12 protein-coding genes are annotated in these 12,302 nt (G+C 37.1%); 6 read left to right on the top strand and 6 right to left on the bottom strand.

Annotation, left to right across the window (positions count from 1 at the left end):
• Positions 1 to 57 precede the first annotated feature (57 nt).
• The 5 genes from AWW73_RS05725 to AWW73_RS05705 form a co-directional block, all read right to left on the bottom strand.
• Positions 58 to 765: a cache domain-containing protein gene (locus AWW73_RS05725; RefSeq protein WP_016144699.1), complete on the bottom strand. Its 708-nt coding sequence runs from the start codon at positions 763 to 765 to the stop codon at positions 58 to 60.
• 65 nt (positions 766 to 830) lie between these two features.
• A complete protein-coding gene (locus AWW73_RS05720) occupies positions 831 to 1,550 on the bottom strand; it encodes a FadR/GntR family transcriptional regulator (protein ID WP_031947721.1) in 720 nt (239 codons plus the stop codon).
• A 55-nt stretch (positions 1,551 to 1,605) separates the two neighbouring features.
• On the bottom strand, positions 1,606 to 2,376 hold the full coding sequence (locus AWW73_RS05715; RefSeq protein WP_016141822.1) for a nuclear transport factor 2 family protein: 771 nt from the start codon (positions 2,374 to 2,376) through the stop codon (positions 1,606 to 1,608).
• A 28-nt stretch (positions 2,377 to 2,404) separates the two neighbouring features.
• Positions 2,405 to 3,835, bottom strand: coding sequence for a gamma-aminobutyraldehyde dehydrogenase (locus tag AWW73_RS05710; RefSeq protein WP_062849038.1), 1,431 nt, complete (start codon positions 3,833 to 3,835; stop codon positions 2,405 to 2,407).
• Positions 3,836 to 4,163: 328 nt separating this feature from the next.
• A complete protein-coding gene (locus AWW73_RS05705) occupies positions 4,164 to 4,586 on the bottom strand; it encodes an Lrp/AsnC family transcriptional regulator (protein ID WP_002120489.1) in 423 nt (140 codons plus the stop codon).
• Between the two features lie 135 nt (positions 4,587 to 4,721).
• On the opposite strand from AWW73_RS05705, the gene AWW73_RS05700 reads away from it, so the two are divergent.
• The 6 genes from AWW73_RS05700 to AWW73_RS05675 all read left to right on the top strand — a co-directional run bounded on the left by AWW73_RS05700 (position 4,722) and on the right by AWW73_RS05675 (position 10,586).
• Complete coding sequence (locus AWW73_RS05700; RefSeq protein ID WP_062849037.1) at positions 4,722 to 5,957, top strand: aspartate aminotransferase family protein; 1,236 nt, start codon at positions 4,722 to 4,724, stop codon at positions 5,955 to 5,957.
• Positions 5,954 to 7,048: an arginine N-succinyltransferase gene (astA, locus tag AWW73_RS05695; RefSeq protein WP_062849036.1), complete on the top strand. Its 1,095-nt coding sequence runs from the start codon at positions 5,954 to 5,956 to the stop codon at positions 7,046 to 7,048. The genes AWW73_RS05700 and astA overlap by 4 nt, the downstream gene beginning before the upstream one ends.
• Positions 7,049 to 7,448: 400 nt before the next feature.
• Positions 7,449 to 8,912 (top strand): amino acid permease, encoded by a 1,464-nt coding sequence (locus AWW73_RS05690; RefSeq protein WP_062849035.1) that lies wholly within the window; start codon positions 7,449 to 7,451, stop codon positions 8,910 to 8,912.
• A gap of 272 nt (positions 8,913 to 9,184) precedes the next feature.
• Entirely contained in the window at positions 9,185 to 9,520 is a 336-nt protein-coding gene (locus AWW73_RS05685) for a hypothetical protein (RefSeq protein ID WP_081409515.1), read from the top strand.
• A gap of 73 nt (positions 9,521 to 9,593) precedes the next feature.
• A complete protein-coding gene (locus AWW73_RS05680) occupies positions 9,594 to 10,040 on the top strand; it encodes a DUF4265 domain-containing protein (RefSeq protein ID WP_062849033.1) in 447 nt (148 codons plus the stop codon).
• A gap of 207 nt (positions 10,041 to 10,247) precedes the next feature.
• Positions 10,248 to 10,586, top strand: coding sequence for a hypothetical protein (locus tag AWW73_RS05675; RefSeq protein ID WP_062849032.1), 339 nt, complete (start codon positions 10,248 to 10,250; stop codon positions 10,584 to 10,586).
• A 178-nt stretch (positions 10,587 to 10,764) separates the two neighbouring features.
• On the opposite strand, the gene AWW73_RS05670 is transcribed toward AWW73_RS05675, so the two are convergent.
• A complete protein-coding gene (locus AWW73_RS05670) occupies positions 10,765 to 12,225 on the bottom strand; it encodes a coniferyl aldehyde dehydrogenase (protein WP_062849031.1) in 1,461 nt (486 codons plus the stop codon).
• Positions 12,226 to 12,302 lie beyond the last annotated feature (77 nt).

Here is a 12,302-nt window from a genome sequence, read left to right as displayed (position 1 = left end):
TTTTACCTTGGTAATGCCCTAAAGCAAAGTCAAATATTTATACTTTTTGGCTTCACTCTAAATCACGACCAGTTGAAAAGATTGACACGGTCGTGAGAGAACCTGCGCGGGGCTTTGGCCTTTAAATAATGTGCCTGTTCTGATGGTGATGTCATTTGAAGTAATCACTCGAGAAGAGTCATTAATCACAATTGCTTTTTGTTTAATATTTTTAAGCTTCGGCATAAGAACTTTTTCGAGTGCGGAAACTAAAATATCGGTAGCAATTACACCGATAAATTGATCACGGATCATGACCGGATGGGCAAGGGTAATGGTATATGCACCATTGCAAATATAGTCAACATAAGGTCCATGAATGCACGGACTTTTATTTTGGGCAGGTTTATGGAACCATTCAAAAGAGCGAAAATCTAAAAAACGCTGAGCATTTTGATAGTTTTCAAGTTTGGCTTGTTGTAACTGATCTTCTTTTTTATACCACCATTCGAGTGTCCAATAATCTTGTTCTTCTTGTGTTGCAGGACTATAACTTGCAAAACCAATACCTTGACTGTAATGGCTTTCCTGTAATGCCTTTTTAATTTCTTTTTGCAAAGCTGAACGCTCTGAACCTGAAAGCTTAACGTCTTTCGTTTTTTCAGGTTCATGTTTTGAAAGAATTTTGCTCGCTTTAGTTGCCAGCTTTTCTGTAATGGCTGTCGTTTCCTCAACCACTGTCTTTAACAAATTTTGAAGCTCTTCTATATCTAAATGTTGGGTCATTCCTATAACTCCTAAAATTCCGTATTTCTCACTCGATATTTTATAAGTGCTCTACTTTATTGTTTTTATTCGATAGATAACTTATATCGAAGCATTTGGTCTGTTAGCATCGAAATAATTTTTCGTGCTTGAATAACAGCATCATCTTCATTGCCTTGAAAAAAAGATGATAAAAGTTGGTGGTATTGAGCGACGACTGATTGATGAAACTGATCATCTTGATAAAGCACAGCAATGAGCGGTGCCCATTCGGCTTGTATGGTTAACTCTTGATTTGCCAGTCGAGCTGATTGAGCAAAAGAGGTGAGTGTTAACAAGCAACGTAAATCAAGTTGGGCACGTGTGTCTGCTTCAACGGCCTGTTCAAATTGATCAATAAGTTCTTTGATTTTGCCTAGTTCATATTCAGTGGTTCTTTGTGCTGCCAAATATGCACCATGGCTCAAAATTGCACTATGAAACTCGCCTAAATCAGCTAGATACTCATTGGACGCTTGGCGAAGAGGGTGTTTGTTTAAGAGTAAATCGGAAGGTAACTCACAAACAAAGCTTCCGCCGTTTCGCCCGCGTCGTGTATCAATCAGACCCTTTACGCGTAAAGTATTTAAAGCTTCACGAACGGTAATGGGCGACACTCCCATTAAGCGAGCTAGATCCGCCTCGTTAGGAAGCTGTTCATTGCTTTTGAGCAATCCAGAGATAATTGCATTTTCCAAGCGTTCTACAACTTGTTCCGATCGAGTTGCCTGAGCGATAGGTGCAAAAATTATCGTATATGCTGACATGGCGAATTCTCTAAAAGCTAAGTCAGAGACTTAGCTTAATGAAACGGATAAATGATTAAAACACGCCATATTGATGGACTGCCTGTTCATCTTCAGGCACAGCTGGTATTGCATCCCAAAGTTCAACAATTTTGCCATTATCTACACGCCATAATTCAAAATAGGCATGTCGATTTCCGGCAATACTTCCTTCGGAATGTGTCAAGACAAATTGACCATCAGCAATGGAGCGATGCGTTTTGGAGTATACCAAACCTTGTCCTTCATTACGGATATTGTTCAAAAAATCAATGACTGCTTTAACACCATCGCCAATATCTGGGCTATGTTGAATGAACTGATCGTCGTGCGTGTATTCTTTAAATGCCTCGTAATTGCCATCAATTAATGACTTTTTAAAGAAAGAGGTCACAATCTCGCGGTTTTTCTCTGCATCATGATGTGTGACGATTTCAGTCGGACCATCTAATTGTGTTCTACCACTTACATTCGGTGCAGCTTCTGCCACAAGACCATCCCAATGTTCCACAATTTTGCCATCTTTCACTCGGTAAATATCAAAACCGACTAAAGGGTTTTCATCTAGGCCCTGAAAGCGGCCATGAATTGCAACCAAGTCGCCATCTGCCAGTACACGTACAGCTTCATGTTGCATGTCAGGGCAATCTTCTACCAGTTGGCGAAGGCCTGAAAGACCATTTGCAACCAGTGGTGAGTGTTCTATAAAGTCTTCAGAAAAATAACGGTCCAAAGCAGTGGTGTCGTGCAAATTAAATAGCTCGTGATGAGCTTTAGTCACCAAGTCTTTCATTTCTTGTTTATTCATTTTGATCTCCTTTCAAAACTCATTGTTATTATTCGTTTGAACTCATCACATGTTTAACACGGGTATATTCTTCAAAACCGTAGCCAGATAAATCCTTACCATAACCTGATTTTTTGAAACCGCCATGTGGCATTTCTGCTGTTAATGGAATATGGGTGTTAATCCAAACTGTACCGAAATCGAGTTCACGAGACAGACGAGTTGCACGGGCATGATCTGTGGTCCAAACACTTGAAGCTAGGCCATATTCAACGTCGTTGGCTTTTTCAATCGCATCATTTTCATCTGTAAATTTTTGAACAGTGATGACTGGCCCGAAAATTTCATTTTGGATGGCTTCGTCGTGTTGTTCTAAACCACTAATCACAGTTGGTTCAAAATAGAAGCCTGGGCGGTCTGCTTGCTTGCCACCAGTTTCAACTTTGGCGTGAGCAGGTAAGTTATCAATAAAGGCTTTAACATTCTTTAATTGATTGGCGTTGTTGAGTGGACCATAAAGTGCGTCTTGATCATCTGGTTCACCAAAACGTGTATTTTTTGCTGCTTCAATTAATTTACCTAAAAATTCATCGTGAACTGCTTCAGCAACAATCACGCGCGTTGCCGCAGTACAGTCTTGTCCTGCATTGAAATAACCCGTTAAAGCAATCATTTCAACTGCTTTATCAAGGTCAGCATCTTCAAAAACCACGACAGGTGCTTTACCACCAAGTTCAAGATGCGCTTTAGCTAAATTTGCTGCGGCAGAAGCTGCAACTTGTAATCCGGCACGAACCGAACCTGTAATAGAAACGAGTGCAGGGGTTTTATGTGATACAACTTTTGAACCAACCTGAGCCTGACCTAACACTACGTTAAATGCACCTTTCGGGAAAAATGGTGCAGCAATTTCTGCCAGTAAAAGTGTACTTTCAGGCGTGGTATCACTTGGTTTAAGTACTACTGTGTTACCCGCAGCCAAAGCTGGAGCAATTTTCCAAACAGCCATCATGAGTGGATAGTTCCAAGGTGTGACTTGGCCAACTACACCGACTGGTTCGCGGCGAATAGAAGAGGTTAAACCTTCTAAATATTCACCTGAAGCTGTGCCATTGAGTAAGCGGGCAGCGCCTGCAAAGAAACGAACCTGATCTGCTGAGGCACCCACTTCTTCAGATGCAATTAAGTGTTTTAACTGACCGGTATTACGGCTTTGAGCTTCAATTAAACGCTCTGCATTTGCTTCAATCGCATCTGCCAAATTTAATAATGCTTTTTGACGAGTCGAAGGTGTACTACGTCCCCAAATTTTAAATGCTTCTTTTGCAGCAGCATAAGCTGCATCAACTTCTGCCTCGGTTGCATTCGGTGATTGTGCATAAACTTCACCAGTCACTGGGCTTACCAAATCGAAGTAATCAGATCCTTTGCTAGCAACATATTCGCCGTTAATAAAGTGTTGTAGTTGAGTTTTAGCCATTTTTTATACCTTGTCCTTAGGTTTTAACATATAACATATAATACTATATGTATTATGTTTTAAATTTTCTGTCAAATGCTTTGATAAGGGGAGTGGTGGAAAAAGTTGGAATTTAAATCAAATTAGATTTTAAGTTTTTGATTTGATTATTTAAAAAAAATTAAAAATTTATTGAAGATTTTTAGGTAAGGTTGATTGTCTTAATAGCTTTGTAGATTTGAGGAAAGACAATAGAGGAATTTTTATAATCGAGAGCAGTTTGATGAGCTAAACCATATGCTTAGCTCATCAGTTTTTTGTTTTTATGATTTGAAATTCAAACAGATGATTAGGTCTTATGACTCGCAAGCAGAATGCTGGTTTCACTGTTATAAATACCTGAAATATTTCTAATTCTCTCTAAAACTTTATCGAAGTTTTCTAAAGTGTCAGAGCGTAGCTCAACCAAAATGTCCCATTTACCATTGGTTTTATGCAAACATTCCACGGCACTTTCTAGGCGTAGTTCTTTAATTACGGATTGTGCCTTGGTGCCTTCAACCATAATGCTCATCCATGCACGGATGACGTTGCGTTCAGCATTGGGTTTAAACCGTACTGTATATCCGGTAATGATGCCCGAAGACTCTAAATATTCGATTCTCTTTTTGACCGTTGCGCGTGAAACGTGAACTTTTTCGGCTAACTCGGTAACAGACATCCGTGCGTTATCTTTAAGTAAACCTAAAATAATTTGATCAATGTTATCCATATTGTAATTGTCAATTATCAGATTGGTAAAAAATAATTCATTTTTTACTGAATTACAAATTTTGTGAATCAACTTGATTTTGAATAATAGGGTTATCAGTTAAGCCTAATAATTCAATTTAATGGATTAGATAAGATGAATAATTTTGCAGTTTCTCGTAATGACTTTAACGAGTGGATGGTTCCCCTTTTTGCACCGGCAAATTTCATTCCGGTACGTGGTGAAGGTTCACGTATTTGGGATCAAGAAAATAAAGAATATATCGATTTTGCAGGCGGGATTGCAGTAAACGCATTAGGTCATGCGCATCCAGTGGCAGTGAATGCTTTAACAGAACAAGCAACAAAACTTTGGCATGTAGGCAATGGTTATACAAATGAACCCGTTCTACGCCTTGCAAAACAACTCACGGAAAATACATTTGCAGATAAAGTATTCTTCTGTAACTCAGGTGCAGAAGCCAACGAAGCGGCACTAAAACTTGCACGTAAGGTGGGTTTAGACAGCGGCGTTGCTGGAAAAAGCGGCATTGTGGCATTTAACAATGCTTTCCATGGCCGTACTTTATTTACCGTTTCAGCAGGTGGTCAACCTAAATATTCACAAGACTTTGCACCACTTCCAAATGGCATCAACCACGTTGCGTTTAATGATTTAGACGCTGCAAAAGCGGTAATTAATGAGCACACATGTGCAGTCATTGTTGAACCGATCCAAGGTGAAGGCGGTGTTATTCCTGCTGACATTGAATTTTTAAAAGGCTTAAGAGCACTGTGTGATGAGTTCGGTGCCTTGCTAATTTTTGATGAAGTACAAACGGGTGTAGGCCGTACAGGTGCACTTTATGCCTACATGAACTCTGGTGTTATTCCAGATGTGTTAACGACTGCAAAAGCACTAGGTGGTGGTTTTCCAATCGGTGCAATGTTAACAACAGATAAGTTTGCTCCGCATTTTTCAGTGGGTACACATGGTACGACTTATGGTGGTAACCCGTTAGCGAGTGCGGTTGCGGGTGCAGTATTTGAATTTATTAATACGCCTGAAGTGCTTGAGGGTGTGAAAGAGCGTCATGACTACTATAAAAACGCTTTAAATCAATTAAATGAAAAATATGAAGTCTTTAAAACGATTCGCGGTGAAGGTTTACTCATTGGCTGTGCTTTAAAAGCCGAATTTGCAGGTAAAGCAAAAGATATTAATAACCTTGCGGGTGAAGAAGGTTTGCTGAGTCTGATTGCTGGTCCAAACGTTGTACGTTTTACACCATCTTTAATTATTCCATTTGCTGACATTGATGAAGGTTTGCAACGCTTTGAACGTGCACTTGCTCGCTTTGTTGAAATTCAAAAGGATGAACAAGCAGCATGATGATTATTCGCTACATTGAACCTAAAGATGTTAATGACCTTTACCTGTTGGCGCAAAAGGCAGGTTTTGGTTTGACATCTTTGCAGCCAAATATGGAAAAACTTGCTGCTCGTATTGAGAGGGCGTGTAAGACAGTCGCAGGCGAACTTCCAAAGGCAGATCAGGTTTACTTATTTGTTTTAGAAGATACTGAACTTAATAAAGTTGTCGGCGTTTGCGGAATTGAAGTCGCCCTTGGTTTAAAAGAGCCTTGGTATAACTTCCATGTAGGAACACAAGTTCATGCCTCGGAACCGCTAAGTGTTTATAAAGCTTTACCAACACTATATTTGAGTAATGACCACACCAATTGTAGTGAGCTTTGCACTTTGTTTTTAGACCTGGACTATCGCTTAAATAAAAATGGCAAATTTTTATCTAAAGTTCGCTTCTTGTTCCTGTCTGCATTTCGCCAATATTTTGAAGAAACCATTGTGGCAGAAATGCGTGGCTATTCCGATGCAAATGGGCAGTCACCATTTTGGAATGCGGTAGGTCATAAGTTTTTTGATATTGAATTTACCAAAGCCGATTATTTAAGTGGAGTCGGGCAAAAAGCATTTATTGCAGAGCTGATGCCAAGACATCCACTCTATGTCGATATGTTGCCAGATGATGCTAAAGCAGCGATTGGTATTGTTCATCCAAATACTCGACCAGCCTACAATCTCTTGCTAGAAGAAGGCCTGCGCTATAAAGGATATGTCGATATTTTTGATGGTGGGGCGACATTGCAGGCCGATATTGAAAACTTACGAGCGATTAAAGAAAGTCAATCTGTAGTGGTCCAAATTGAACAACCTGAAAATATTGCGGTAGGGGATGAACCTTACATTGTAGCCAATGATGACTATGAAAATTATCGCGCCATTCTTGTGTATAGCAAACCTTATAAAGAAGAGCTGCAATTAACTAAAGAACAGGCAGAACAATTGAATGCCGAAAATGGTTGTTTAGTTCGTGTGCTAAGTGTTCAAGCTAAACACGTTTCCAATCCAAAAGCGGTAAACAAACTCAAAGAGACTGATCATTTGCGAATGGCTGTTAATTAAGCAGGAATACTATACATTTCACCAAATTTAAGAAGGAATACTATATTATCGCTAACGCAAGATTGGTATATGGATAAACACAATCTTGTTCGCTGAGCTGGAATTCATTAGCCTGCCGCTATTCTATAAAAGTCAGACAATTAAAATATTTAATTAATTCATATATTTTAATTCTCTACCGAAATTATATTGATAGAGATCAGGCTAATATAATAATGAAGGAAAGGATTTATGATTAATTTTTATTGTTATAGGTAATAGCTTTTAAAAAGGAATTTATAAGGTTTTAAATGATTTAATAATATTTTTAACATGATTTAATGGACTAAATTGATAATCATATAATTTATTTATTATTAAAACATTTACAACGATTGCTATAAATTGGAGTAAATATTACATGAGTAAGAATAACGGAAAGCAATTCCTGGAAGGAGATCTTCTTGGTAGTCAACATATGACTGAGCAAGAAGAAGAGAAATTGCAACGCTCATTAACCAATCGTCATATTCAGATGATCGCAATCGGTGGTGCAATTGGTACTGGATTATTTATGGGTTCCGGTAAAACATTAAGCATTTCAGGAACTTCAATTGTTTTAACCTATTTAATTATTGGTTTCTTCTTTTTCTTCGTAATGCGAGCAATGGGCGAGTTGCTGCTGGCGAATACTAATTTTAAAACATTCGCAGATTTTGCAACGGCTTATTTAGGTCCGTGGGCGGGATTCTTCCTTGGTTGGTCCTATTGGTGTAACTGGATTATTACTGCTATTGCAGACGTGATCGTGATCGGAGGGTACATGCAGTTTTGGTATCCTGATTTACCCGTCTGGATTCCTGCATTTACTTCATTAGCAATTTTAACCATACTCAATTTTGTGGCCGTTCGATTGTTCGGTGAACTTGAGTTTTGGTTCTCACTCATCAAAATTACTGCAATTATTCTGTTTATTCTGGCGGGTATTTATTTAATTGGTACTGGGTTTACTTCACCAAATGGCGTTAAGGCTTCAATGAGCCATTTGTTTGAAACAGAGTCGATGTTTCCTTATGGCGTTACAGGTTTCTTGGCAGGCTTCCAAATTGCCATATTTGCATTTGTAGGCATTGAACTTGTTGGCACAACTGCTGCTGAAACCAAAGACCCGCATAAATCACTTCCAAAAGCGATTAACTCTATTCCTTTACGCATTTTATTATTCTACGTAGGTGCATTGGTTTGTATTATTGCGGTCACATCTTGGGCAAAAGTTTCACCAGAAAAGAGCCCATTTGTGGAAATGTTTACTTTAGTTGGGTTACCAATTGCAGCAGGTTTAATCAACTTTGTTGTTGCGACTTCGGCTTTATCTTCTGCAAATAGTGGAATCTTTGCGACCAGTCGTATGTTATACGGTTTAGCATTAGACAACGATGCTCCTAAAAGCTTTAGTAAGTTATCTAAAAATAAGGTTCCAATTAGAGGACTCGTATTTTCGATGGCTTGTGTGACGGTGGGAACTTCTATTTTATTTATTGTTCCAAACGTCATGACTGCGTTTACAATTATTTCAGCGCTCACTTCAATTTTATGTATTTTTACATTCATGTTGATTGTGCTTTCTTATATTTCCTATCGTAAAAAATTCCCTGAATTACATATTCAATCCCAATATAAAATGCCGGGTGGATTATTTATGGCATGGTTTACGATGCTGTTTTTAGTTTTCACTATTGTAATTTTAGCTTTAGATCATGATACCTTAATTGCACTTGAGTGTTCACCAATCTGGTTTATTGGTTTGTTTATTGCCTATAGATATAAAAAGAAAAAGATGTTGCAGCTTGATATTTTAAAAGCTCAAAAGATTGATTATATTTAAACTACATAATGAATTTTTTTAAAGCTAGGCAGGAGCCTAGCTTTTTTTATTTTGAAAAGAAGGAACTGATTGAAAGGTAAAACTTAAAGAGATAGATGATATACAATCAAAATTCGAAACGACATATGTATAATATGTGATTGTATACAGACTACTTGTTGAATAACTAATCACTTAAAAATAGTTGAGAAAGAATAATGTTTGAGATAACCCCATACGTGGGAGCTGGTTTAATTAAGTTTGGCATGAAAAGAGAAGAAATAAGAAAGCTTATGTTTGGGTACGAACCTAGAGTATTTGGGGAAAACTCCTCTACTGATGGTTATGATGAACTTGGGGTTAGTTTAGATTATGATAGTGCTGATAAAGTTATAGCATTGGTATTTTATGAACCTGCTCAAGTTATTTTTAATGGTACAGAGATATCTAAGCTAACTGCATCAGAAGCTTATAAGCTAATGGCTACATTAGATAAAGATATTACTATTGATGGGGATAGTCTAACTTCATTTAAATTTGGGATAGGTTTTTATGAACCAAATTATGAAGAAGAACCATTTTTACCAGTTGAAGCAATTATAATATTCATAGAAGGGTATTATGATTAAATCTATAAGGAAAAAATGATATTTAAAAATTTATATTTTTCAAAAAACAGATATGTAAATAAAAGGCGATATAGTGAATAATAAAAAAATTGTAATAGACTATTTAGATCAAAATAATGAGTTGTCAAGAGAGTCTATTTGGGGAGAGATGTATAAACATGATCAATACTTTGTTAGAAGTATTCCTTTCTTTGCACCTAACCTTGCATTTGATGATCTTATTCAGGTTGAAATAGAAGATGAAACGCTCTATTTTGATGATTTAATAAAGCCATCTAATAATTCAACATTAAGAATTGTATTTTTTAATAACGATATTAAATGTATTGAAAAAATATTAAATACTTTGGAGTCTTATTTATGTGGTTGGGAAGGCTTTGAAAGTAGACACTATTATGCAATTAATATACTTGAAAAGGTTAATTATGCTGTAGTTAAAAAATATTTAGATGATAAGAAGGATTTTCTTGATTATGAGGAATCATGCTTGTCGGATAAACATTCAAGTGATTTATTTTAGTTTTTATACTTATTTTAAACTATTAGTAAGTGAAAGAGAGGGGAAAATAATCGTAAATAATATTAATAAGTTAAATAAATAATTTTTTATTTAATCTTAGGTGTAGTAATTTTGGGTTGAATATTTAGGAAAAAATTATATTGATAATGAAGAATTGTGGAATATCATTTGTGAGAGTTAGTTTTTTAATTTTTATGGTACGTAATAATGAAATTTAATATGAAAAAAATACTGATAATAATAGCTTTATTAGCACCACTTATGTTGATAACAAACTATATAGCAAATAGGCTTTCTAAAAATAATGAAATCTATATTGATCAAGTCTTTAAGCAAGATATAGAACTACGTAATAAATATGGTGATATAACACAATATAATTTACGTAAGGCTGGGAAATATTTTGGAGGTGATGGTGGTGAGCAAAGCTATTATTACTATACATATTCTGTTAAAGGAAATATTACTAGCGGATTGATTAAATTGAAACTTTTTGAAAATGACCAAAAAAAGATTGATGGGTATACAATAGAATTTATTAAATGAATTTTAAAAATTAATAGCTGTGGTCTATTTTTTTTAATTATAAAACAGATAGTTGTGCAGTGATTTGCCATTGTTTGGGTGAAGTTGTATGGCTTGGATTTTTATTATTCTTTTAAAAAACCAGTGATCAATTAAAATCCAAAAAAAAAGCCTCATTACGAGGCTTTTTCTATAATGGTTACTTAATATTAGGATCACCTTTTTTTAAGAAGAAGCGAATCGCTAGCTTTTGCAGAAATGTCCCATAAGGAGGGTGGAAAAGCTGAGTTGGGAAGAACCTATGGCGAATAAATACAGTTTTTGCATGAGAAAGTTCACGGAAACCTTCTTCACCATGATATGACCCCATACCTGAGTTGCCGATACCACCAAAAGGAGCATCATGGTTAACTACATGCCAGCCCCAGTCATTGATGGTCACGCCCCCCGAATGAGTTTCACGTAAAATTCGGTCGCGTTCTACTGAGCTATGCGTAAAGCAATAAAGTGCTAAAGGTCGTTCGTCCGATTTCACATAGGTGATTGCATCATCTAAAGAGTCATAAGCCACCACTGGTAAAATAGGGCCAAAGAGTTCTTCTTTCATTATGCGCATATCTGGCGTGCAATTCAGCACAATCTGTACAGGCATTCTGCGACCTTGTTGGTCGAAACTATAAGTATCGCAAGGAATAATGCGGGCACCTTTCTCTTGTGCATCAGTCAAAATATCTTGAATACGTTTTAAATGACGGTCATTCACAATGGATGTGTAATTTTCATTGTTTGTGATGTTCTGACCAAACATTTTTATAAAGCTTGATTTTGCTGCATCCACAAATTCATCAATACTTTCTTTTGGAACCAACGCATAGTCAGGTGCTACACAGATTTGCCCACTATTTGTTGCTTTACCATGCGTAATACGTTTTGCAGCATCGGTAAGCGGGTAGTTGCGGCTTACAATTGCAGGTGATTTCCCACCTAATTCGAGTGTAACAGGTGTTAGATTTTCAGCCGCTGCTCGCATAACGACCTTGCCAATCGCAGGAGAACCTGTAAATACAATATGGTTAAATGGCAAAGTGGTAAATCTAGCTGGATCTGTAATTTCTTCACCAAACACAGCCACTTCATCTTCATTAAAGACTTCAGCAAGCATGCGTCGAAGCATCGCATTGGTATTCGGGGTAATTTCAGGCAGCTTAATCATGACTCGGTTGCCTGCAGCTAATGCGGCAATGAGTGGGCCAAGTGCTAAATAAACTGGGAAATTCCAAGGAACAATCACACCCACCACGCCTTTAGGTTGATATTGCACACTTAAACGGTTTGATAAAAATAAAAGCTCGGTACGGCGTTTACTTGGGCGCATCCAGCGGCGTAAATGATGAATTGCATGATCAGCCTCCAACACAGAGCCAAGCAAATCTAGTAATTTAGATTCATCAAGTGATCTTGAACTAAAATCGGAATTAATCGCAGCAGCTAAAGCATCTTGATAACGGATAATTTGTTTTTTAAGTTGATGCAGTTTTGTGCGGCGTGCTTCAAGGCTTGGGTAAGGATCTGCCTCAAAATTGGCACGTTGTTTGGAAAAAATAAGTTCCATATGTTCAGTGGCAGAGCCGCTATATTCTTTTAAGGTGGACTGTTCCATTATTATTCCTTCCATACTTTTGCTTATCATACTTTATGCTTGAAGCGTCGTATGGTCGATGTTAAATTGAGACAACA

This window comes from Acinetobacter lactucae (genome assembly GCF_001605885.1).
Classification (GTDB): domain Bacteria; phylum Pseudomonadota; class Gammaproteobacteria; order Pseudomonadales; family Moraxellaceae; genus Acinetobacter; species Acinetobacter lactucae.
Note: the sequence above shows the minus strand (reverse complement) of the source record. Positions and strands in the feature narration are given on the sequence as shown.